The following is a 22,594-nucleotide window of genomic DNA, read 5'->3' on the forward strand; positions in this document are numbered from 1 at the left end:
ACTACAAAACTCGTTCCAGTGAAACAAGTTTTGTAGAGAACATTGAGATACAATTTATTTAATAATTATTTCAGGAATATCATGTTTGATATTGCCCGAATTTTTGATATATCCTTCTTTCAATTTCTTAATGGAACTTATACCTAATAGACCAAAATGGTAAAGAAGATAATTAGTAGGAAGACCCGAATTTATAATATTATTTTTTGAGGGATTCCAAAATGTATAATGCCAAAATTCATTTTCAATATTTGGTTCAATTAAGGATATTTTCGTAAGTTTTTCTAAATTATTTTCTTTTTTTAGTTTACTGTATAATAAGGCAAATGCTTCTTGCCCAAGAGGTCTCAAATAAAATTTTCCACCATTTTTTCTTTCTAAACCGAGACTTGGGTTTGTTCCATTTACAAATTCCTTAGCATCAGAAAAACATTCAAAAAATTTATCCCAAAAAGAAAATACTACTTTTTGCCAAGATTCTATGACATTATCATCTGGTCGTATGCGAACTTTTACATTTTTAAAATCCTTATATACGCTATCATTATCTATTAGTACCTCATTAATACTATATAATGTTAGAACAGTTGTAAATTTATCGTTGAATTGGCTTGGATTGAGGTTTTTTGCCTTATTATAAGCAATCAATTCTTTCCCCTTAAATAAGGGATGTTCTTCAATTAACTTTCTAACTATAATAGCTGATAAATCGTCTTCATCTAAAAGGATATTTTCCCCTAATGATACAGGTTTTGCATGGCGATTAATGGTTGAAAATAATCTTCGAGTTCTTTCTCTACCTAAATCTGAATCTTCATGAATAATCAAAGTTATTCCTACCGTTTGTTCACCAATTGTAGGTTCTTGTAAAATAGCATTTCTAAGACCTTTAAGTCTATGTTGTCCATCTAACACAAAAAGAGTTTCTGTCCCAGTAAGTTTTACGACTCCAAAAGCCTTTTCAAAATATTCTAAGCTATCATCATCAATACTATCATCTTGACCGATTCTATCTACATCTATTGTAAGCCAGTCAGGGTTTCCTCCAAAAATTGCAACAGTTAAATTGTTAATATACTTATCCGTTTGTGAAAGTAAATAATTCGTAATTGGAACAAGTCTTGTAGGGTCAAAAGCTCGTTGTAATAAATTATTCACACCTTTTTTTGAGTAAATTTCTTCTACTTCTTCAACTGTCTTAATCCGAAAGTCAGGTTTCTCATTTGTGCCTAAGTTTTCTACAATATCAGAAACTTTCATTACCGTCTGATAGTATCTCCATTGCCCAAATTTTCCAGTAAGTGAGGGTAAATATATATTTTTGTTCATCATTATCTTGGACTATAAAGTTTAACGTGTTGTTTTACAGAATCTGCACGGAATCGGTCATTCATTGGCGGAATAATCATATCAATTAAGTCAAATTCCAAAGTTGTCAAATCTTCTTTCGTTACATTATTAGTTTCAAAATAGTGAAACGATAATTTTTCTTTCCACAATAAAACCATGATTCGTTTAAGTTGGTCAGATGGTAAATCAGAATGTTCATAATGAAAATATTGACCAAATCTTTTTTGCAAATTTTTAGTTTGTCCAATATATAAAATATGCCGATTTTGATTATTTACCAAATTGGCATTGCTTGGCTTCAATATAAACATATAAATCCCTTGTGTATTAGGCATTTTAGAAATATTGGATTGTTGAAAAGGAATTTCCAGCCAATTAGGATTGAATGTCTCAATCATTTGGGTAGGGTTTTCCCAAATACGATAATCTAAGCAAATAGTCTTCCATCTTTGCTTTGGGTCATCTAAAATCTGTTGGTTAGTTATAGAAGGGGTGTATAAAGACATGGTTAAAATGTAAGATATGAATGTTATAAAATAAAAATCTATGCTGATATTCGCATTTTGCAAATGATAAAAATTGCCCCTACAAACTCTTCCAAAACTGCCCCACCTCAAACAATTCCGCTTTCTTAAATTCCTTTAAATTACTCACCGCTTGCCCTTTTTGGATAGCTTCCATATTTCGGGCGAGAATAGTATTATCTTTTTCCCCAAGTCCTAAGAATTTTGACATCATTTTTAGATTGGTTTTATCTTTAATATCCATTAAAATGTATAGATAGGGGCTATTTCATCTGACTAATAAAATCCTTATAATGGATAATTTATCTTCCAAGTAATCTATTCATCTCTGAAATTTCTTCTTGTTTATTCCCTGTGTACATATTATTTGCGAAGAGAAGAAGATTTTTAACACGACTTCTTCCAACACCAGAAGCCTGAAAATAGTTATCTGAGAAATTTACTGAGGATGCTTTTTGCAAAACTTCAACAAATCTTGTTTTTGATAAGTTTGCGGATTTTAAGGTGTTATCCTCTTTATAATCCATATTTAATAAATCTCTAAGAAAGTCAAATAATCCTTGAACCCCAACCGTCTTAAAAATATAAGATGACGGAGTAGCATGACTAAAAAGACATTCTTTTGCTGATTCGAAAAAATTGAAAATTATTCGATAAATAACAGAATCTTGATTATTTAAATATAACATTCTCAACGGCGTATTGTCATACTTCAATGCGTCTCTACTTCGCTCTGATATATATATTTTTTGCAATTCATATTTATCTCTTTTAGGGTTACTTGAAATTAGCCTTAGAATGCCGTCAACAATAGTTGCGGTTGAAATTCTCCATTCTGAATCTTGTAATGTTTGCCTTAGTACTTCATCTATTTGAGGGGCTATTTTAATATGATGAAAAAAGGGACTATCAGAATCTTCATTAAATTTCTTATACAAAGCTATTGCTAATTTATCGGGTGACCACGATTCACTCTTCTCATTATCTACATTAAACCCAAACTGCTCATAGGCTAAACTCTTATCTACTTTTCTCTGATTTGAATTTATCGTTGCAAATAAAAATGCTTGCAGTGCATTAGGAAGGTCAATATATACCGAGCAAACTAAATCCATTTCCTGTGCCGCATAGTTCGCATCTTTAAATCCAAACAGTCTATGCTGACCATCTATAATTGAGGTAATTCTGGACTCTGTTGGAATAATTAATTTACCTTTTTCATATTTCCACCTAATTGAATCGTCATCAACATTAAAACCATTTTCATCATAATTGGCAGCAAGTATAATCGAATTAGGAATTGCAGCATCATAACCTTCCACAAACTCTTTGATTTCCTTTACTCTCCTATCTTCATCAAGTAAACGTTGTGAACCTACGAGTTTACCATTTTCGTATCTTATAGGGCTTGTAAATGTTAACTCTAACAAATCCTTTGCTTTCATTACACATAAATAAAAAACACCAAATGGTTGTTTTACCTCTAAAGCATCTAATTGTCTTTTCATTCTGCGGATAAATTAAATTCACTTTCATCACCTTTTAATTGACCAATTATAGTTGGATTAGCATCCTTTGGGTTACGCTCAAGATTCAAATTATCATTATTTGCATTAGCTATCCACCAAGAACAAAAAGCCAATAGTGTCCCCCCAAAGGCAAATACATAACTATAGGCGTTATGAATTATAGCTATTAGGAAAAATAACGTAATTCCCAATAAAATTAATATTATGCCAAAAGCTTTTAAATCTTTCTGTTCTGGTTGACTTGATAAAATTAAATCTACCGATGATGATGCTATTAATGCTATAAAATATGTTCCAAGACTAAGAGCTATATTCCAATGATTAATAAGGCAGTAATTATTATTGATTTCAAAATAAATAGTAGTATAAACTCCAATACCTCCCATCAGGGCAACTAATCCTAAGAAGTACATTATAAAAGTAGGAGATTTAAGCGGCTTATTTACTCTGGAACCTATTTCTGATGCAATATTTGTCCACCTTGTTAAATCTGTTTTTTCCTTGTTATACCCTTCTTTAAAGCCTTGTAAAATAGAACTCAAAATACTCATAGTTTATATCGTTTAAAATTTACAAACTCTTCCAAAACTGCCCAACCTCAAACAATTCCGCTTTCTTAAATCCTTTCAAATTACTCACCGCTTGCCCTTTTTGGATAGCTTCCATATTTCGGGCGAGTATAGTATTATCTTTTTCCCCAAGTCCTAAAAATTTTGACATCATTTTTAAATTGGTTTTATCTTTAATATCCATTAAAAATGCCGTTTCACAAAGACTTGAAAAATCAAAACTTGGCTGATTAAATTCCTCAATTCCTTGTGATAATAACACCACACTAACTCCTTTTGAGCGTATTTCTCGCAAAATTTTCTCTAATAAATCTTGGGCTTTGCGGTCTTTAAAAATCACGTGAGCTTCATCAATCAACAGCACATAACGGATAGCTTGTAATTTGTCATTGACAGGTGCATTCTCCATGTTCATAAAGTTGTTGTAGATGTAATTGATAATCAAAAACACTGACGTAAACCTTATAGCATTAGGTAAATCTCCTGATAAACTAAGATAATAATTTTGATTAAAAATGCTTTTTTTAGCATCGTTTTTGGTCTCGAAAAGGTCTAACTCACTCAAACTTTCCAATATCTCTTTCAAGGTACTGGCTTTGCTACCTTCCATTTCAAGCACACGGTCATAAATATCTTTGAATGAAGGATATTCACCATTTTTTAATCCTTGAAATACATCTTTTGTGGCATCCCGTAGCGTTTGTTGTTGGTTCTTGCCAATGTTGGAATAATTGGTAATTATATCCACCAATTTATTAATTCCCATGATTTTGTTTTTCTCATTCACTGTGTCAATAAACGACATCGGATTCAATGGAAAAGGCACTTGCGGGGCATCAATAAAAGTAGTTTGAGTATTCTCAAAAAAGGGAGTAAGTGCTGCCACATCGTCTTTTTTCAAACCTTTAAAGTCAAGGTAAATAAAATTGACCGAACCGCTTGATACTTCCACAAACTGTCGAAGAATCTCCAATGCAAATTGTGTTTTTCCTGTTCCTGAGTTCCCAGCAACAGCTATATGGGCATTATTGTGTAAGTTTGTATCATTTAAAGTTGCATAAATCGGGCTTTCATCTTTCAAGTTTTTTCCGATTAACATTTTCAACGCACCTTCAAAATATCCCTTGTTTGAGACTTTAGTATGACGAATCCTTTCATCAAATAAAATAGGTTCATTTGATGAAACTGCTTGTTCCAAAGAGTCAATTCCACGTTCAATATGCTCCAAAAGAAAATCCGATAAATTGTAATTTGAACTTTCGGAAAACAATTTTTCCAGTAGTCTCAAACCATCGTCAATATGAAGTTTGAAGTATTTAGGAATATCCGAGTCGGTCTTATAAATATCGTAAAATTGACAAATCAGAGCGATATAATAGCTTCTATAATTGCCGACAATGGTAATTTCTTTGTAAGGATTTCCCTTTGTGTCTTCTGGTTTGGACAATGAGAGTTTTCTTCCCCTTGTGAGCGAATAAGCAAGGGCAATACGCATAAGAATATTTTTGGAAGTTACACTAAAACGACTTTGTAATTTAGCCAAAATCGCTTCGGTTTCTTCGGAAGTAGAAACGTTAATCTGCATTATAAAGGTTGTTGTATGTGGTAAAAAACTCCTGTGGAGAAGTCTCTAAAAATGTTGATTTATCAGGGTCAATGTTATTAATCAAAAATGCTTTGGCAATTTTTGGTTCAAGCAATTTGAACTCTTTTTGAGTTAATTCTTTATTAACCAATGGAAATAAAATTACTTGGTCTGAAATATCTGGATAAAAGAATTTGATAATGTTCAATGCGTGTTCTTCATCAAATTTTTGCATTGGCGAGTCTATAAAAACAGGAAATTCAATTTCAGATTCTTTCACCAAACCATGAAGTAAAGCTGTGGCGTACATTTGTTGCTCCCCTTTAGATAAGCCTTGTTTTTGAATAACGCCAGACTTTTTATTCATCAAAATGATGTCAATAAACTCCCCTGTAATATCAACTTTGACTTCATTAATAAAGCCTTTTTTGTGCATGAGTGTTTGTAAACCAGTCAAAATCTGTTTTTCCAAAGAAACCTTTTTTCTTTCTTTAAACTGATTGATGAATGTTTTTATTTTTTTAATCTGTATCGTTAAATATTCGTCTTTTTCCCTATTTACTTCCGACGCTTTAAGTTTACTCGTAATCTCACTTTTTATCCGTTTTTTATTCTCAATATCCTGTTTTGACTTTCCAATGCCCATAAGCAAAAGCTCTAAATGTGCCTCAATTTTGAGAATTTCTCTCTCAATCAAATCTCTCCTCTCACGGTCTTCTCTCACAACGGCATCTTCTGCTTTGGCTTCGGCATCTGATATTCTTCTCCTAATTTGAGTCCATTCGTTCCGTACTTGATTATTTTGATAGGTAAGACTTTTAAATTTCTCTTTAAATGAAAATTTCAATTTTTGAATAAAAGCATCTAACTCATTTTTCTCTGATACAGAAAAATCATGAATTGGCTTAAAATCTAAGGGTAAATCAGGAATATCAGCGTAAAAATGTTTCTTCACTAATTTTGAAATAGTATTATAGTAAAAATCAGTAATATCTCTTGTGAGGACACCCTTAAAATTCTTTTGTTCAGTAATGAGGTCAGTTATGATATTTTCAGAAACTGCCAACACTTTTTCTTGATTTAAAAAATTAGCTTTATAGCTAAGTTCATCATTTACTTGCTCTGAAACCTCCGACAATTTTCCGCCTGCAATAACGAATGGGATTATTTCCATATAATCCTGTATTTCAGAAACAATTTCCTTTAATCTTGAATCAAGATTTCTTTCAATTTCTCTAATTTCTTCTAAATCATCAACGCTCATTGTATTACCCAAGCGTATTAAACGCTCTTGTAATTTGCTTGACTCAAAGCGTAATTCATCTTTTTTATCTCTAAGTTCTCCGATTGTTTGTTCATTAATAGAGATTCCTAAGTCAAGGTTTTTAATTTCGGCTTCCAGTAAGTTAAGTTTCTCCTTTTCATCTTTACTCGCATTTTTTGACCTTATTCTTTTTTGAATATCATCAAATTCTTCTTTCAGCAATTCATATTTTTTAATGCCTAAAATTTCGGAATAGGCTCTACTAAGGTTTCTTCTTTGGTCGTCTGAATTTGCTTCGGCAAGTGTTACAATTTTTTCAGCATCAAAGAAGAAAAACTTTGCGATTTCAATTGGTAATAAATGTTCTCTGATGAAAATTTCGCCACTTGCTACTTTTGTGTCAGCCAATTCTCTTACCATCTCATTTTCAAACCCATCAACCAATATTTCTAAATCTTCACCTGCCGAAGCGTGAAAGGTTCTTTTAATAGAAATCTCATCACATGATAATTCTGGTAAAATAGCATCAGTAATAGTTATTTTAACTGAGAACTGTTTTTGCCCATCAGCCTTAGCTTTTCGATTTAAACTATTTGGAATATATTTTGGATAACCACCTTGGTCGGCAATTTCTTTTCTATATAAATCATCAACTTCTTGCATCTGTTTTCCATACAAACACCAAACTAACGACATTAGGAAAGTAGTTTTTCCAAAGCCATTTTTTCCACTAATAATATAAATATTTTTGTCTTCTGAAATCGTTAAGTCTATCTTGTTATAGTCCTTATAAATTCTGAAATTTTCTAACTCTATTGATTTGATAATCATTTATTGGGTGGTATTAATAATAAAATATTGCATATCACAATATATGAATTGTATATTTCTGTAACATTACAATTCAATACTTTGGTAGGTTTTAGGGAAGAAGATTATTTTTTCTTATTTATTGCCTCTTCAACTAAATTCTCAATATCGCTTGAAAGTCCCCTTTTTTTGACCATTAATGTTTTGGTTTTCAGAACATTGAGGGATTTTTGGATAAAGTCAAAATCGTCTTCATCTACGAAAACCTCTCTAAGTAATTCTTCTTCTTGTCTGAATTTTTCTTCGTGTTTACTCATGTCTAAATGGGTATTATAAATAGAATTATAAATGTCGGCAACTTTTTGTCTAAGAATTCCGTCTCTGTACCAAATCACTTGTATTGCCACTAATTCTTGGTGTGAAATTAATTGAATTGTCTCGCCTTGTGTTTCTTGGATTTCCTTTTGAGCTTCTAAAACCATTCTTAATATTTTGGCACGATAAGCAGGAATATAAGCCCCCCAAGAACCATCTTCCCTTTCTTCCTCAGTCTCTTCTTCAATTTTAGCTTTCTTTTTAGCTACTTCGCTTTTTGTTTGCTTAAATCTACGGTGTCTTCTAAAAATCTCCCTATTTTCACGGATATTTCGCCCATCTACCAATTCATCACGTAAATCTAAAAGTGGATACATCCATTCTTCACCATTTAAAATCAACCCTTCCATTGATTTATCCTTCTTTACTACTGTACAAACCCAACATCCAAAACGGCTATTGCCACAACTTGGTGTTTTTTCATCAATAACTAAAGGACAATCACCCGAATTGGCATTTTTATAAAGCGTAACCAATTCTTTGTTTGTACCACCCCAAGGCGGTGGCACCTGTTGAAGGTATTGCCAAACTTCGTTAGTTTCAATATCTTTTATGGGTGCATAAACGTAGGCACTTGGCAATAAATGTTTTCGCAAACGTTGTCCTTTTACAGCGTGTTTTTTAATAGACTTTGCTCGATTTTGACTTTCAGCAGACCGAGTTCCCAACAAAATAATCACTTCCCCTTTTTCATCAATCTTGCTTTTAATAAAATGAGTAGTAGGGTTTATTTTCAATCTTTCCGTACACCATCTAAACGTATTATTAGGGGCAGGATAGCCTTTTCCAATCAAATTTACCCAAAAAGTATCTTCTAAACGTGGGGTTGTTTGGCGTACAAAAAATGGCAATGATTGTTCAGCGGCTGCAATTTTTACTCTTTCAAGTGTTCTATTGATAAAATCGACAATGTGAGGATTTTCAACCATTGTGTCATTACAAATAATATAAATTTCACGGGTTAAAAGTTCAGCAGGTATTTTTTTGAGTGCAATCCAAACTAACTGCAAAAGCATCGTGGAGTCTTTTCCACCGCTAAAACCAATTATCCAAGGACGGGGATTGTCGTCATACAGATATTGGTCAATAATTTCTTCTTCTATAAATGGGATTATTAAGGACATAAGTAGGGGTTTGGGCTAAGTAAGGCAATGTCATTAATTTCTATAAATGCTATATTTAAAAGATATGCAAGAAATTAAAACTATCAATTTGAACATGAAATTGACATTTGGAAGACTTATTTTTAGATGTTTCAAATTGTGGTTAATTATCCTAAATAGTAAAATTAACCTAAAAAATCAGAATTTTGGAATAGAGAAAAGTATTTTTATTTTATTTAGATTATCTTATGCTATCTTAAACAACAAAAAAGCCTTCACACGTAATGTATAAAGGCTTTTAGATGTATCTTTGAAATCTGTAAATTTCGCTAATTTAAAAATTAAAACTCATCGAAAATACATATAAAATATGACTATTATCAAAATATAGTTTAAATATTTTGATGATACAAAAGAATAAAATTCTCCCCTTTTTTGTAGAACGCATCAAAAAAGAAACCCAAACCACAAAGTGATTTGGGTTTACTGTACACTTGCATAAGGTTATTGTTTTTTAGACAATAGCCTATTACGTTCTTTGGTATAATTAACTCCAATTTTCCAACCATCTTGATAAACCATCGGTTGTTCAAATTGAAGAGAATCTGTATTGAACCATATTTTAACAATCAAGATTGAAGAATCTTTTTTGATTTTGTTTTCGCTAACTATTTGAGTATCTTTAATTTGTCCATTTCTGGTTGCTTGATTGAGCATCAAGTTTAGATATAAGGGTGTTGCTCTGATTTGCTGATTGAAGGCTCTGGACAAATGTATTCTGAAATCATAAATTGTGTCTTTATTCACAATTTTATTGGCATTTTTAAAAATTTCAGTAGCACTTTCTTTAATTCCTTTCTGATTTGGCAATGCACTTTTTTTCCCCCCAATCAAACTATAAAGGAATAAAGAGGGCAAAATCAAGAAAAGAGGGAATATTTTGAGAAGCCTTTTCATAGTTTTAGAATTTAATTTTTGCCAAAGAGTTACGCATTAATTTTGCCTGATAACGAGACTCCATTTCTTGTTGTAATAGCGTTTTCGTGGTGGCATCTTCCATTAATTTATCCCCTTTTTCTTTGTAATCTGTCGATTCATTCATTAAATGAATAGCTGCCGTTTGTGCTTGTATTCGTTCGCCCGTAGTCATTCTTAGCCCTGTTTTGCTGATACTAAATCCGCTTGGATTAGAAGGGTTTAAGCCCACACCGGGATATGTACCACTTGCCTGATTTAATTTTTGGGTAACTTTATATTGATACGCATTATTGGCATCTTCCAAATCCCGATTTGCCTTTTTCAGCATTCCTTCATAACCTGTTGGTTCAACATCTTCGAGAAAACGCATGAATGATTTTAACCTGATAATCTCTTGTTGCAAAACATCATCGGGCATATTCATATAAATTGCTGTCATTAGTCCACCCATTGAGCTACTAAAAACATCTCCGCCAAACAAAGACCCAATATCAAAACTATCATCTGTTCCAAAAACATTATCCAAACTGAAAGGTGATGAATTGCTAATCTGCATCGGTTTTCCATTTGAATCATCCGAAACGGCATTGCTTAGTACAATTGCCTGATGATATAATTCATCTGAAATTTTATAATAGGCTAAGGCAGTTTGAAATTTTTTCTTCTGCATGGTATTCTGCAATCCATAAATTTTTGCAAATTCATCTTTCTTGGCTTTTGCAAAATCATCATGGTTACTTGCCGACAATTCGGGAGAAGTACCATCATAGAAGAAATCATACATTTGTTGCCCTCCTTGCTGACTAACTTCTCCTTGTGAATTTTGTGATAAAATCTGGTCTAACTTATTCAAAAAAGTAAGCTGCTTATGGTAATCACTCAGTTTTGAACTGACAACCTGATTTGTTTTCATAAAAATGGATAAGTCATTAAATTTATACTTACCATCTTTACTCACCAGATTTTCAAACTCACTAATATCTCTTAGAATTTCTTCCACTTCTTTTCCAAGACTAAGAATGGATTGGGTGTTTGCCTGAGTTCGATTATTTATTTTATTGCCATTTTTTAGTTGGACAAGTTGATTCTTTGCCTTCTCAACTAAATTTTTCAACTCCATCAATCGCTGAATAGCTGAAACGTCTATGCTAATTTGTGAAAATCCTGTTTTGGGTATCATTATCAAGCAGAGAATGATTAGTCCCATTTTTGTTAATTGTCTCATTATTAAGTTGTTTAAAAGTCAATATTCTTTCGGTCGCAATGTTATAACGGTTGCGAAAAGATTTTTTAACCTCTTTTTTGAAGCTAAAAACCATAATTTACGGTGAATTATATGTGTATTTCTGTCAATTTGTTGTCACACTTAGGTATTTAAAGGTTAAAATTTATTCTTTCGGTCGCAATCTTATACAGTTTTAAGTCGCAATGTTATAATGGCATACCTCTTCCAGTCGCAATCTTATAACGGTTAAAACCGATTGCGTTTTAAGGGTAATTTTATGTTTTAGTTGCTATTTAGTAACTATATTTTCTCAATTTTTTACTACAAAAAATACTTTATAACCATCTTCAAGCATGATTTCTTGTGCCTTTTTTCGATTAGTCCCAGACGATAAAGCTCTTGATAACCCACGCCCCAAACTTTTTCCTGCGTATGCGATTCCTGCGTATGGAATATAAGACAAGGCTTGATTCGAAATATCATCCAATGCTTGCGTAGTACCTTGTCTAACATCAGTCCGAATTGGATTATCTCCATCAAATGCCAATCCTTCCACCATATCTTGGTCGAGTGTTTTTAATTTTAAAGGAGTAGTTTGATTATTGATTTTAATGGAAGCGATTTCAAACGTAACCCTATTACTCCCTAAATATGCCAAGCCAGTAATTAATGTGTTTCGAGGAACATAATTTCCATTAATAGTTGTCGCTTCTGTAATTCTGAAACTAACCCTTTTCCCATTTTTTATTAACTGATTTCCATTCACAACTCCCGTAACATAATGTTCATTAGCTTGCGGTTTTGCAGATTGCTCCTTTGAATCAGCTTTTTTATTATCCGCTTTAACAGTGTTAAAATAATCATCTATGTTTGCGGATTTGGTTTGTCCTTCATTTCCAATTGATTCTGTAATTGGTTCAGTAATTCTTGTTTTCGGTTTTGATTCCTCCAAAACCCAATCTTTTTTTTGTTTGGGTTTTCTGTTTTTGGAACGGTCAGTAATTTTTCTTTCTTCATAAGTCAAATTTTTATTAGTGGCAGGTATCATCTTCACTGAATCACTCTTGCCAATTTCAGAGCGATTACCATTTGCTGGGGAACTGTCGGTAATTTCATAAGATTTTTGCCAATCCATTGAAACAGGATTGTCGTTCATTTTTTTCTTGATTGTTTCATCTGCACTATTTAGGTGAGAATATTTTTTATTTGCCTGAGAACTATCTTCTTTAAAAGATGGTGTAGTAGGAACTGGTACTTCTTGCTCGCCCAAAGCCATTTCTTCTTTCGCTCTTTCAATGGTTGTCCATGCCACGAAAATCGTTAGACAAAGCCCTACTCCTATGGCAATTAATGCAACCTTTCCTTGGCTAAGTAAACGCAAATGCTCTTTTAAACTAATTTTTTCGTTCTTAGGTTGTTTTTGTTCGGAAGGTTTTTCAATAGTAAAGACCTCTTTTATTTTTTGGAAAATGTCCATGTTTTATAGCAAGTTTGCTGTTAATATTTTCTTGGCAGGAATATTCATTGTGATTAATCTTGCCCCTTTTCCCTCTCTAAAAACTACTTCTAAATAATCGTTTTCCGTAGCTGAATATAATGGAATGGCATACATAAAACTTTCCATTCCCCCTGCTCCTATCATCATCGGGGCTTCAAATTCAATAGGTTCTATTTCTTGTTGTTGAGGCGTTAATTGATTTCTCTTTTTCCGTTTTACATGGGTTTTATAAATGAATGAAACGTAATCAACTTGGTAAATAATGGTGGATTGATTCATAACCTCAAATTTCAAATAGGTTGCTTGTTGGTCATTGAAAACATTAACCAACTTCACAATTACATCACTATTTTTTTCCTTCAAGTTGATATTGCTTGACGATTCTTTTAATCTTCCAAGGGATAATTTGGGAGGTTTTTCAGTATTCGTTTTAGGAGTTAAATCAATTTTTGGTAAAGCTCTAAAATCATAGAAAGGCTTATCTATTTTCTCACGATATGCTACATACCCTTTGAAAATAGTATTGCCATACTGAATTAGCATAGTAGAAGGCTTTGCAAAAGGATTGGTTGCTTTTAGGAACATAATTGAGCCATTTTCAATTTTCCCAATGTAGTCTTTGTTGCCAATATCAAATAGACTGATTGACTCAGGCAAAATCACATACACGGTATTTTCACGACCAACCCAAATTGTGTCCACGAGTGAAGAATCATTAGAACCCAAAGAATTCTGAGAGAATGAGTAAGGATGAAGGCAATTCAGTAGCAAGATAAATAAGAGGTTTTTCATGTTTTAATCGTGAATTTCTTCACGGGTTTTAACGGGCGGATTGTAACTAATAAATGTAAAATTTTTCAATAATAACCCAAATGGATTATCCTCAGACCGATACGTGCGGATAAGTTCAAACCGTGCCGCAATTGGTTTCATACTTCTTTCTTTTTGGTACAAGGCAATTTGTCTTGCATAAACAATCCCATTGTATGGTTCAATCGCCACATTTACTTGGATAGAGTCTATTTCAAGGAGTGTTCTGGAATTGTACTTACTGTAATTTTCCAACACTTGACCACGCTTAAATCCTTCATATATGGCTAAACCATCTGTTCTTTCAATCAATTTTAACCCGATATTAATATGGTCTTTGAACGTTTCTGCATCGTGAGCAAACATCATGTACATAAATGTTTTGATATGATTTTTTGCTTCATAAATACTTGGCGTTTGCTCCGTTTTGGCGACTGCCGTCATTGTCCCATTGTCGGACACCACAAATATTTTGTTATTCAACTTCTCGACCTCGTGGGAAAAAAAGATGAACCAAACTATATTTGAGATAAACAAAAGTGCCACCGCCAAAGCTGTAATAAACTTTAACGCTTTAAAAGCCTCATTGAAATTTTGTGCAACACCTTTCATATTATTTATCTCCTTTTAAACGGCTGTAAGTTTTATCATACCAGTTTGACATTTGTTTGGCTTTTTGCTGTCCGAATGCCGTTGCTTGATTTCCTAAGCCTAAAAATGACCTTTGTGTACTTGCCATAAAACTTCCTCCCCCACTGCCACCGATGTAATAAGTCGTCAAAGCTGGCACACTAAAATACATTACAATAAATACCAAATTGACACAAACCACGTCCATCGTAAATGCTGTACCGTCCTGAGCATCACCTACCAACTGAACAATTTGTTTTTGCATAACAATTACCAAATTATCAATGATAGCGAGTGTTACCGTCCAAAGTGATACCGACAACCACACTTTGAACCAATGTGTTGCAATACCAGTTAGTCCAGGAATACAGCTAAACGCTAATGCCAAAGGTCCGACTGCAAACATAAAAGCATATAAAATGGAACGTACTCTTTCTACAAAGAGCCTTACAATCATGGTTAAACCCTGTTCGATACATAGAACGATGTAAGTAATAAACGTTTTTCCATCGTTGAAGGGAAGCGTAAAACCATCTGAAAAAAATGATTTCTCAAAAGTCGTTGAAGTCTTGGGATTTTGAGCCATTGCATCGGTAATGTTATTCAATGCTTGCATCACATCTGGTACTTTATTGAAAGAGCCTGTGATTGAATTAATGCCACTTGCAAGAATCGGCATCAATGTTCCATAGTAAGCAACGAAAAATCCGACTGCAACACAACGCAAAATAGGCGAATAGTCAATGCTTAAATCGCTACTCGTGAGATACGTTTTTGCGTAAGTCAAAAAGAAATGTAAAATGGTACAGCAGAGAATAATGCCCAAACATGGTTTCATAGCCATATCCGTAAGGGCAGCAGTTGTAAAACTGAGTGCATTATCTAAATCTTCCATGATAAATAGGTTCTTTGTTTAAGCAGTTTTTTTTAATGATAGATGAACTTAATCTGTTTCAATAAATTCATTTTTATCTTCAATGTATTGATTCACAGCAAATTGTATATTGCCGTTGTATCTCTTTTGAAGTGTTCTCAAATGTTCTCTTTCTAAGGGTTTTGAAGTTAAAACAGCGTTCATTGCCTCAGACACCTCCAAAATATAAACCCTTGCATAATCTCCTTGTTTGATAAAAATTTCACGAAAATCCGTTGAAACTCTAATCGAGTTTATTTTATCAACTTCGTGTTGCGTAAAACCCAAATATTGGGCTAATTTATCCACTTGTACTTTGTCGGTATGGTTCAAAATAATTTGAGTTGCCGCATTTGCAATAATAGCAGAACCCACCGAAGACTTAATTATTTCATCAATCCCTTGCGTAATGATGCACATTGCACCATTATTTTTCCGAACCGTTCGATACATCGTTTCCACAAAATCCCCCATTGTATCAGATAACATTGACCATGCTTCATCCATGTAAAGATATTTTCGGTCTTTGGGAAATAACCTTATTTGGTCAAGGGCTAATTCCGTTATCAACATGGCGACAACTGGATATAACAGTTGATTAGATTTTATCTTTGCCATATCAAAACAAATCAAGGTATTTGCTGAAATATCCTCAAATTCATCCGAATTCAAAACGTCTTGATATTGCCCATAAACAAATGGTTCAAGCACAATAAAAAACTCCTCAAAATCGAAAGAACGAGCAATTCTTTGGTACTCCGCAGTATCTTTAAATTCACTCTGAAACCACTTCAAATATTCATAAAATCCCTTTATTGATGGTACACTAAAAGGCATTTTATCTTCAAAATATCGGTAATACATCGGAATTAATTTCACAAAAACAGAGCGTTCTGCTTGCGTGATTTCGCCTTTTGTTCCTTTCCAAATGACTGATAGCAAAGAAGTTAGAAAATTAACTTTGTCCCCTGTCATGTTATACCGACCATCCATGTCTCTATCAATCACAAAAGGATTAAATTTGATAGGACTCTCAGGGTCATATTCAAAGTATTTTCCTTGTAAAGCAGACATCATAGAACGATAAGTACCGCCAACATCAATAATAATTTGTCTATTTCTTCCTTCAAATCTTTGTATCATTAAACTGCCAATCGTGAACGATTTTCCAGAACCAGTTGGTCCTATCGTAATGGAATTTTGATTATTCAACTCCGTGTTAAAGAGATTGACTAATATAGGATTTCCCATTCTATCACACAATAATTCCCCTTTTTCTGCCGATTGATAACTTGTAATGAAGTTATTGTAGGTAGCTGCATTATCTCCACTCATGAGTAACCAACGATAATTTTGGTAACTATTGGCAGGTGCGTTTGCTACAAATAAATTGGCGGAATCAATTGTTTCAATGAACGTTTCAGCCCCTGCCATTTGGCGAAATCCTGCCACCGTTCTTTGTATATATTCCTCCCTTTTTTCATCGGATAATGCCCAAATAATGACTGAAACATTTACAGAAACTAAGCTCTTATTCTCTGAACGCACTTCTTCCGTAAAATCGTCAATTTCTACCATCTTAATTTTGTTGTCCTGCGACATCAAGAAATCAAGATTTCTATTCAATTTTTGCTCCATATCTAAGTTACTCAAAACCTTCTCCCTATCCTCAATCAAAATATTTGTGGATAGTATGTGTGGATAGTCCATTTGTAACCCTAATGGATATACGTTATTTGTTTCAACTCCGTAATTAGATTTAACAGAATTAAACACAACACTTCCTTGCCCAATCATCGAAACAATATTTACTTGTTTCTCTCCAATACAAACTTTATCAGATTGAGCAGCAAAACTTCTATTAAATCCACCTTGATTTTTTTCAAAATCCAAATTAAAATATTGTTGGTAGAAATCCATCAAACACTCATTTTCCATTCGTTTACAAATGATTCCATAAATAGAAATCATATTGATAAATTCTTTGGTAGAATGTTCTGCCAAACTTACCGTTTTCAAAATATCCTCAAATGGATTTTTGATTAAACTCTCCCCCATCGCATAAAGCGTATTAAATGCGTTGGTTTGTACTTGCTCTTTTCTGCCGAAACTCAGAAATAAATAGCTTCTGTGATGCAGTATTTTCTTTTCATAAAACCGATTGACTGTTTTTTCTTCAAAGTATTTTAATCCACCTTTTTGGGGTAAATATTTCTTATGAAAATAACAATCTAATTTTTGTACAGCCGTTTTTAAAGGGAGCGATTTCAACGCATTAGAAAATGCTTGGTTGATGGAATCGTATTCATTTCCCATCAACCTTTCCATTTCTACGGGCGAAACTTCAAACCCCACTCCTACCCTACCATCCTTGAAAATCAAGACGTTATCTTCAATGGAAAATATGGGTAAAATATCTTCAAATGTTTTTATCTTTTTTCTTATAGACATCTTTATTCAAAAAGTTAGGGTTTGTCATTATTATTTTCTTTGGTTGCTTTAAATAAAAACTTATGGCTGAAATCAAAAACGAAGGGTGTCTTCTTTTCTCAGCAATTCGTACAACCACAAGCAAACCAATGACAATAATAAATCCAATAGTCGGTACAATCGGCGGTACAGTAATTACCATCCTCAACAGGCTCATAAAGACTGTGAGTGCCACAAACGAAACTATGACAATTCCCAATTCTTGAAATTTCATTCCAAGAATTTTCGTTGGCTTTTCGAGCGATTTTCTAACGTGCATCTTTTTTGAATAAGATTATCTGTTAAATGAACCACCATCACCGCCAATTAATCCAGCCAAGTCCTCAATCATGTAATTGAAGAAAAACCAAATGGCAACACCAATAATAAGGTAAATGAGATTGCGTACAGCACTTTGTGAATTGGTGATAAATCCAGATACCACTTTCACAATACCGATGATAAGAAGAATTCCGAAGATTGCATTCCCCACTAAATAAAGGGTATTCTTGATTTTAATAAGTGCCTGAGTAACACCTTGTTGTGCAGCAACATCATGGGAAGTCAATAAAATAATAAATAGCAGTAGGGCGGACATTACGACATTTCCTGACCTTACAAAAATAGCTTTTTGCATTGGGCATTAATCTTTAAATGGGTTGAACAAAACAAAATTATCCCTTGATAATCTTTACTCGTTAATAATTAGGGGTTCTTTTGTATGATGGTTTCTATGCAATTTTTTCGTAATGTTCTTATTGTAACGCTCTAATGATTATTATTATTTTGTGGAATTGTATTTTTTTTTAATATTTTTTTCAAAGCCTATCATTTACTCAATTACATTAATTTTTTATATTATATTCGTGTAAAAATTATGGCAGAAATAACAACAATCAATAACCGTACAGGTATAGAAGTTTTGAATGAATTTCAACAATTCGTTCAAAGTCTTACTATAAGCCTAAATGCTAAAAACCTTGAATTGAGGTTGTTACAAGAGATTTTAGGTAGTTCAATTAGTAACATTCACAATAAAATTACGGGTAAACGTCAATGGACTTTTGAAGAATTAGAGAAGTTGATGGACTATTTAAAAGTAGATAAAGGCTCTTATTATAATTTTTTGGCACTTTTACACAGTATCGAGAGTAGAATCAAAGAATCAGGGTATAAAAATAATTTTATCCAAAAGAAAATGGGTATGGATGCTCAGGTTTTTTACCGTCGTCAAGCTAAACCTGAGCTTTGGACTTTTGAAGAATTAACAGAATTATTTTCCATCATTGAGCGTTGAATTACTCAATGACGGAAAACTAACTATTCAGTAGCATCAATGCTTGTTTTACTTTTTTAGCTTCGCTGTCTCCATCAATTAACCTTTCAATAAACTCTCCAATAGTCATTTTTTTACGAGTAGCAACCAATTTTACCAACTCTTTATAGTCAGGGTCAAGAGCGATGTAAAAACGTCCGTCTCTCATACTATCCATACGGGCTTCTTTGGCTTTACGCTTAACTTTTTTTCCCACAAGTTGAACTTGTTTCTCCCCCTCCCCTACTCCATCTTCTTGATTTTTTGGATTTTCAACAGGATTATTTACAACAACCTCGATTTGAGGTTCTTCTATTATTGCCAATATAGGAGTTATATTTTCTGCCACAACAATTTCTTCTTCAACTTTCGGTGATACTACTTGAATAGCTTTATCATCCGTTTCTGAAAATTTCATTGCCGCATTTGCAGTCGCTAATACCTTATCTTTGGCAGCTCTTGACGGTCTTGCAAAACCTGTACTTTTATTATCTTTTGCCATTGCTTATTTCTTCTTTTTAGTTGAAATTTTTATTTCAAACTTTTTGATAAATTCATCAACAAACGGTTTAAAGTCTGCTTTCCCATCTTTAAAATCCAAGATTGATTTACTTGTGCTGATTTGTTGAAAGACCTTTTTATCCTTGATTGGCGTATCAAAAATGGTTATTCCTAAATCTTTTGCATATTCTGGAATGAAGTCATTTTCTTTTCTACGACTTGATTTATTGAGAAAACCGAAAGAATAAAATGGTAAGTTTTCTTCCTTTCTGATTTCGCCTAAACTTTCCACGATGTTCATAAATACACCAGTGGACATTGTGTCCGCAGTAGAAGCCACGAACGGTACAAGCATAGAATCACAAACCGCTAATACATCCACAATCATTTCATCGTTTCCAGTCATACGTGGCATATCTAAAAATATTAAATCGTATGAATCAAAATGCTCTTCAATGACCGCTTCAATACTTTCTGGCGATGCTGAAATTACTTCAAATGGAAATACTTCAATACCTTGCTCACGTTCCATCGTTCTAAGGTCATTGATAGTTTGTTGAGCATCTGCATCAATAACTAATACTTTTTGGTTATAATCTATCGACAAAGCCCCTGCCAGCCAAAGCGTACAGCTCGTTTTACCGATTCCCCCTTTTTGATTTGCAATGCAAATAATTCTTGCCATGTTGAATAATTGTCTTGTTGAAAAGTAAAAATGTTTATTAGTCAATAAATAAATTAATCAACTTGTAAACAGTACAAATATACAAAAAGTAAAATTATTTAATAGTCAACTTGTTAATAATTTTATTTGTCAATTAGTGTATAATGCAATTTGTAAATTTATTTAATAGTTTATAAATCAAATTATAAACAGATTTATAAATTTACTATTTTACAAATTTAATTTTTTACAATACAATTTTATAATATATAAAATCGTTTAATATTTGATTTGTTGTTTTGTTTACAAGTTGTCTTTTATTTTTGCCCTATTTTTTTAGTATAAATAGTTGTCTTGTTATATTGTTGTTTTGTTTACAAATTTACAATATAACTATTATGAAATGAGCAGTTGGAGTTATTGGAAGTGATAAGGCGTAAAAAGTCGAAATTATAAATGTTAGGTAGATTAAAATAACGATAGTATAACAATAATAGGGAAGAGTTTATAAGTTATTTTATATGTAAATTGTTTACAATACAACTTGTTTATTTGTAAACAAATAAGTGCCAAAAGTTTTAATATTAGAGGAGAAATGTTGGAGTCTTATTTTTTAGCAAGATGGAAGGATTTAACATAGTTAATCCTTTGATTATCAGCAACATAGTTGCTTGTGTTGGGTGCTTTAATTTCTAAGTGCTTGATTATCAGATAGATTTTGGGTGTCAAAAAAATACAAAAATGGTTGAAAAAGAGACAAGAGCAGTAATTAAAGTTGAAAAACCCTTGAAATTACGAATAGAGAAGCGTTCTAAGGAATTAGATATGTCTATGAAGGATTTTATAGCCAATTCTTGTTTGTACGTTCTAAGGTCAGGAATTGACCCAAGTAAGGTAGAAAAACAAGAAGGATTAGACAAAGAAATGGCTAAAATGAGAAGTCAAATTTTCGGGTTTATGAAAAAACAAGAAATTGATTTTGTCAAACCAATGGCACAAGCAATGCAAGAGGTAAGAATAAGGATAAATGAGATAGAAAATACCCAAAAAGCAATCCAATTACTTGCCTTTAAGAATAAAATTATGCAAGAAATACAACTTTCAGCAAGCTATAAATTAAGTAATAATGATGAAGATTTTATAAAAAATCTATCCCATAAAATGCAGATAATTTTTGATGAGGAAATTGAAAAATTTACAAATGAAATGAGATAATAATATGGTTACTCGAATATTGAAAACAAAAGAATCTGGAAATGTAGTATATGACAATAAAGGCAGTTCAGAAAGGTTAATAAATTATCTAAAACATGAAGCCAAAGAAAATGGTTTGTCAGATATTTATTTCTTTAATCAGGCAGAAATAAATATAAAACCTGACGATGTGTTACATAAAATTGATAATAATATTCGTGGAGTAAAAGCAAGTGAATCAAAATTCTTTACATTGATAATTAGCCCAAGTCAAGATGAATTGATTCATCTTAAAAATGATGAAAAAAAGCTGATTGAATATACCCAAAAAGTAATGGAAAATTATGGAAATAATTTCCAATTAAGTAACAATAAAAAGATTCAAAAAGATGATTTGGTATGGTTCGCAACCATTCATCAGGAGCGTAAATTTTCGGGTACAGACGAAGCTGTAAAAGAGGGTTCAGCACGTTCGGGTATGCAAAAGCCAGGATTACAAACACACATTCACGTAATTGTGTCAAGGAGGGATGCAGAGCAGAAAATTACACTTTCGCCAGAAGGAAATCAGAAAAGGTTTTCAAAAGCCGATTGGACTTTTACGAACATCAAAGATTTTAATTTGATGTTTGAATACAGCCAACCCCAAAATTTAGAATTGGAAGAAAAAAAGTTGAGAGTAAGACTCGAACAGTGGGCTAAAAATCATCCTGACATTGGGAAGGTCATTGAGACTGAAAAAGTTGTTAAAATAGCCAAAGAAAGAGGTTTTGAAGGTGGATTTTATAGAGATTTAAAGAAGATAGAGCAAAAACTTGAAAAGGGGGAGTTGATACTTAATCCATATCATATTTTAGCAGGTGATAAAACCAATCGGAAGGCTGAATATTTGGCTGAAAGAGTTGAAAATATCAGAACCAAATATAATTTATCTGATAAAGAATTTGATGCGGCTCAAATTGGGAAAATTGGAAAGGAAAAAAATTATAGCGATGAGTTCTATAAAAATTTACGGAGTATTGAGAAGGAAATTAAAGAGGGTAGGGGAGTACCACCAAATTATGTAGAAAAATTACAAATGTCCCAAGCATACAGCAATTCAATAAAAGATAAATTTTCATCTGAAAAAATCGACAATTTATTGAAAGATACAAACCAAGAAAAAATTATAAGTATTTCAAAAGAGGGCTTTGATATTGGTTATGAAGGAGATTCACCCGAAGATTACGTGAGAAAAAAGAAACGAAGAAATAATATACATCGACCTTCGTTTAATTGATTTAGTTAT

The 22,594-nt window shown here is 32.6% G+C and carries 22 protein-coding genes; 3 read left to right on the top strand and 19 right to left on the bottom strand.

What is annotated here, in order from left to right; genetic code table 11:
* Nucleotides 1-54: 54 nt before the first annotated feature.
* From LV89_RS22195 to LV89_RS22280, 17 genes are all read right to left on the bottom strand, one after another.
* A complete protein-coding gene (locus LV89_RS22195) occupies nt 55-1,332 on the bottom strand; it encodes a DNA sulfur modification protein DndB (RefSeq protein ID WP_109745125.1) in 1,278 nt (425 codons plus the stop codon).
* Nucleotides 1,332-1,856 carry a GIY-YIG nuclease family protein gene (locus LV89_RS22200; RefSeq protein WP_109745126.1) on the bottom strand — a complete coding sequence of 175 codons (525 nt, stop codon included), beginning with the start codon at nt 1,854-1,856 and terminating at the stop codon, nt 1,332-1,334. The genes LV89_RS22195 and LV89_RS22200 overlap by 1 nt, the downstream gene beginning before the upstream one ends.
* 79 nt (nt 1,857-1,935) lie before the next feature.
* A complete protein-coding gene (locus tag LV89_RS25355) occupies nt 1,936-2,118 on the bottom strand; it encodes a hypothetical protein (protein WP_109745127.1) in 183 nt (60 codons plus the stop codon).
* 58 nt (nt 2,119-2,176) lie between these two features.
* A complete protein-coding gene (locus LV89_RS22210; protein WP_109745128.1) occupies nt 2,177-3,382 on the bottom strand; it encodes a DGQHR domain-containing protein in 1,206 nt (401 codons plus the stop codon).
* Complete coding sequence (locus tag LV89_RS22215) at nt 3,379-3,954, bottom strand: hypothetical protein (protein WP_109745129.1); 576 nt, start codon at nt 3,952-3,954, stop codon at nt 3,379-3,381. Before LV89_RS22215 ends, LV89_RS22210 begins: the two co-directional genes overlap by 4 nt.
* Nucleotides 3,955-3,973: 19 nt before the next feature.
* Complete coding sequence (locus LV89_RS22220; protein ID WP_109745130.1) at nt 3,974-5,557, bottom strand: DndE family protein; 1,584 nt, start codon at nt 5,555-5,557, stop codon at nt 3,974-3,976.
* Complete coding sequence (gene dndD / locus LV89_RS22225; RefSeq protein WP_109745131.1) at nt 5,547-7,652, bottom strand: DNA sulfur modification protein DndD; 2,106 nt, start codon at nt 7,650-7,652, stop codon at nt 5,547-5,549. Before dndD ends, LV89_RS22220 begins: the two co-directional genes overlap by 11 nt.
* Nucleotides 7,653-7,756: 104 nt before the next feature.
* The gene (dndC, locus tag LV89_RS22230) at nt 7,757-9,130 is read right to left on the bottom strand and encodes a DNA phosphorothioation system sulfurtransferase DndC (protein WP_109745132.1); all 1,374 of its coding nucleotides are present in this window, start codon (nt 9,128-9,130) and stop codon (nt 7,757-7,759) included.
* A gap of 483 nt (nt 9,131-9,613) precedes the next feature.
* The gene (locus LV89_RS22240) at nt 9,614-10,066 is read right to left on the bottom strand and encodes a hypothetical protein (RefSeq protein ID WP_109745134.1); all 453 of its coding nucleotides are present in this window, start codon (nt 10,064-10,066) and stop codon (nt 9,614-9,616) included.
* A 4-nt stretch (nt 10,067-10,070) separates the two neighbouring features.
* On the bottom strand, nt 10,071-11,312 hold the full coding sequence (locus LV89_RS22245; RefSeq protein ID WP_146199236.1) for a hypothetical protein: 1,242 nt from the start codon (nt 11,310-11,312) through the stop codon (nt 10,071-10,073).
* Between the two features lie 310 nt (nt 11,313-11,622).
* Nucleotides 11,623-12,789: a conjugative transposon protein TraM gene (gene traM / locus LV89_RS22250; protein WP_109745136.1), complete on the bottom strand. Its 1,167-nt coding sequence runs from the start codon at nt 12,787-12,789 to the stop codon at nt 11,623-11,625.
* A gap of 3 nt (nt 12,790-12,792) precedes the next feature.
* Nucleotides 12,793-13,602, bottom strand: a complete 810-nt coding sequence (locus LV89_RS22255) for a DUF4138 domain-containing protein (protein WP_109745137.1) — start codon at nt 13,600-13,602, stop codon at nt 12,793-12,795.
* Between the two features lie 3 nt (nt 13,603-13,605).
* Entirely contained in the window at nt 13,606-14,232 is a 627-nt protein-coding gene (locus LV89_RS22260; RefSeq protein WP_109745138.1) for a hypothetical protein, read from the bottom strand.
* Between the two features lies 1 nt (nt 14,233).
* Complete coding sequence (locus LV89_RS22265) at nt 14,234-15,145, bottom strand: TraJ family protein (protein WP_109745139.1); 912 nt, start codon at nt 15,143-15,145, stop codon at nt 14,234-14,236.
* 48 nt (nt 15,146-15,193) lie between these two features.
* A complete protein-coding gene (locus tag LV89_RS22270) occupies nt 15,194-17,614 on the bottom strand; it encodes a TraG family conjugative transposon ATPase (RefSeq protein ID WP_109745140.1) in 2,421 nt (806 codons plus the stop codon).
* Nucleotides 17,583-17,912, bottom strand: a complete 330-nt coding sequence (locus LV89_RS22275) for a hypothetical protein (protein WP_109745141.1) — start codon at nt 17,910-17,912, stop codon at nt 17,583-17,585. Before LV89_RS22275 ends, LV89_RS22270 begins: the two co-directional genes overlap by 32 nt.
* A 15-nt stretch (nt 17,913-17,927) precedes the next feature.
* The gene (locus LV89_RS22280) at nt 17,928-18,269 is read right to left on the bottom strand and encodes a hypothetical protein (protein WP_229201579.1); all 342 of its coding nucleotides are present in this window, start codon (nt 18,267-18,269) and stop codon (nt 17,928-17,930) included.
* 240 nt (nt 18,270-18,509) lie between these two features.
* On the opposite strand from LV89_RS22280, the gene LV89_RS22285 reads away from it, so the two are divergent.
* Entirely contained in the window at nt 18,510-18,929 is a 420-nt protein-coding gene (locus LV89_RS22285) for a hypothetical protein (RefSeq protein WP_109745142.1), read from the top strand.
* A 19-nt stretch (nt 18,930-18,948) separates the two neighbouring features.
* Here LV89_RS22285 and LV89_RS22290 read toward each other — a convergent pair whose 3' ends face one another.
* Together LV89_RS22290 and LV89_RS22295 are read right to left on the bottom strand one after the other, a co-directional pair.
* Nucleotides 18,949-19,449: a hypothetical protein gene (locus LV89_RS22290; RefSeq protein ID WP_109745143.1), complete on the bottom strand. Its 501-nt coding sequence runs from the start codon at nt 19,447-19,449 to the stop codon at nt 18,949-18,951.
* A gap of 3 nt (nt 19,450-19,452) precedes the next feature.
* On the bottom strand, nt 19,453-20,133 hold the full coding sequence (locus LV89_RS22295; RefSeq protein ID WP_109745144.1) for a ParA family protein: 681 nt from the start codon (nt 20,131-20,133) through the stop codon (nt 19,453-19,455).
* A 720-nt stretch (nt 20,134-20,853) separates the two neighbouring features.
* On the opposite strand from LV89_RS22295, the gene LV89_RS22300 reads away from it, so the two are divergent.
* Together LV89_RS22300 and LV89_RS22305 are read left to right on the top strand one after the other, a co-directional pair.
* A complete protein-coding gene (locus LV89_RS22300; RefSeq protein WP_146199237.1) occupies nt 20,854-21,327 on the top strand; it encodes a BfmA/BtgA family mobilization protein in 474 nt (157 codons plus the stop codon).
* 19 nt (nt 21,328-21,346) lie between these two features.
* Nucleotides 21,347-22,585, top strand: coding sequence for a DUF5712 family protein (locus LV89_RS22305; protein ID WP_146199238.1), 1,239 nt, complete (start codon nt 21,347-21,349; stop codon nt 22,583-22,585).
* Nucleotides 22,586-22,594 lie beyond the last annotated feature (9 nt).

Origin of the sequence: Arcicella aurantiaca (genome assembly GCF_003148625.1) — a bacterium.
Lineage (GTDB): Bacteria > Bacteroidota > Bacteroidia > Cytophagales > Spirosomataceae > Arcicella > Arcicella aurantiaca.

Excerpts from the sequence above, each read along its gene's own strand:
- LV89_RS22295 (WP_109745144.1), bottom strand. The coding sequence starts at position 20,133 with ATGGCAAGAATTATTTGCATTGCAAATCAAAAAGGGGGAATCGGTAAA.
- LV89_RS22255 (WP_109745137.1), bottom strand. The coding sequence starts at position 13,602 with ATGAAAAACCTCTTATTTATCTTGCTACTGAATTGCCTTCATCCTTAC.
- LV89_RS22290 (WP_109745143.1), bottom strand. The coding sequence starts at position 19,449 with ATGGCAAAAGATAATAAAAGTACAGGTTTTGCAAGACCGTCAAGAGCT.
- LV89_RS22200 (WP_109745126.1), bottom strand. The coding sequence starts at position 1,856 with ATGTCTTTATACACCCCTTCTATAACTAACCAACAGATTTTAGATGAC.
- LV89_RS22270 (WP_109745140.1), bottom strand. The coding sequence starts at position 17,614 with ATGTCTATAAGAAAAAAGATAAAAACATTTGAAGATATTTTACCCATA.
- LV89_RS22285 (WP_109745142.1), top strand. The coding sequence starts at position 18,510 with ATGGCAGAAATAACAACAATCAATAACCGTACAGGTATAGAAGTTTTG.
- LV89_RS22195 (WP_109745125.1), bottom strand. The coding sequence starts at position 1,332 with ATGATGAACAAAAATATATATTTACCCTCACTTACTGGAAAATTTGGG.
- dndD (WP_109745131.1), bottom strand. The coding sequence starts at position 7,652 with ATGATTATCAAATCAATAGAGTTAGAAAATTTCAGAATTTATAAGGAC.
- LV89_RS22280 (WP_229201579.1), bottom strand. The coding sequence starts at position 18,269 with ATGCAAAAAGCTATTTTTGTAAGGTCAGGAAATGTCGTAATGTCCGCC.
- LV89_RS22215 (WP_109745129.1), bottom strand. The coding sequence starts at position 3,954 with ATGAGTATTTTGAGTTCTATTTTACAAGGCTTTAAAGAAGGGTATAAC.
- LV89_RS22220 (WP_109745130.1), bottom strand. The coding sequence starts at position 5,557 with ATGCAGATTAACGTTTCTACTTCCGAAGAAACCGAAGCGATTTTGGCT.
- LV89_RS22300 (WP_146199237.1), top strand. The coding sequence starts at position 20,854 with ATGGTTGAAAAAGAGACAAGAGCAGTAATTAAAGTTGAAAAACCCTTG.
- dndC (WP_109745132.1), bottom strand. The coding sequence starts at position 9,130 with ATGTCCTTAATAATCCCATTTATAGAAGAAGAAATTATTGACCAATAT.
- LV89_RS22260 (WP_109745138.1), bottom strand. The coding sequence starts at position 14,232 with ATGAAAGGTGTTGCACAAAATTTCAATGAGGCTTTTAAAGCGTTAAAG.
- LV89_RS22245 (WP_146199236.1), bottom strand. The coding sequence starts at position 11,312 with ATGAGACAATTAACAAAAATGGGACTAATCATTCTCTGCTTGATAATG.
- LV89_RS22265 (WP_109745139.1), bottom strand. The coding sequence starts at position 15,145 with ATGGAAGATTTAGATAATGCACTCAGTTTTACAACTGCTGCCCTTACG.
- LV89_RS22240 (WP_109745134.1), bottom strand. The coding sequence starts at position 10,066 with ATGAAAAGGCTTCTCAAAATATTCCCTCTTTTCTTGATTTTGCCCTCT.
- LV89_RS25355 (WP_109745127.1), bottom strand. The coding sequence starts at position 2,118 with ATGGATATTAAAGATAAAACCAATCTAAAAATGATGTCAAAATTCTTA.
- traM (WP_109745136.1), bottom strand. The coding sequence starts at position 12,789 with ATGGACATTTTCCAAAAAATAAAAGAGGTCTTTACTATTGAAAAACCT.
- LV89_RS22210 (WP_109745128.1), bottom strand. The coding sequence starts at position 3,382 with ATGAAAAGACAATTAGATGCTTTAGAGGTAAAACAACCATTTGGTGTT.
- LV89_RS22275 (WP_109745141.1), bottom strand. The coding sequence starts at position 17,912 with ATGCACGTTAGAAAATCGCTCGAAAAGCCAACGAAAATTCTTGGAATG.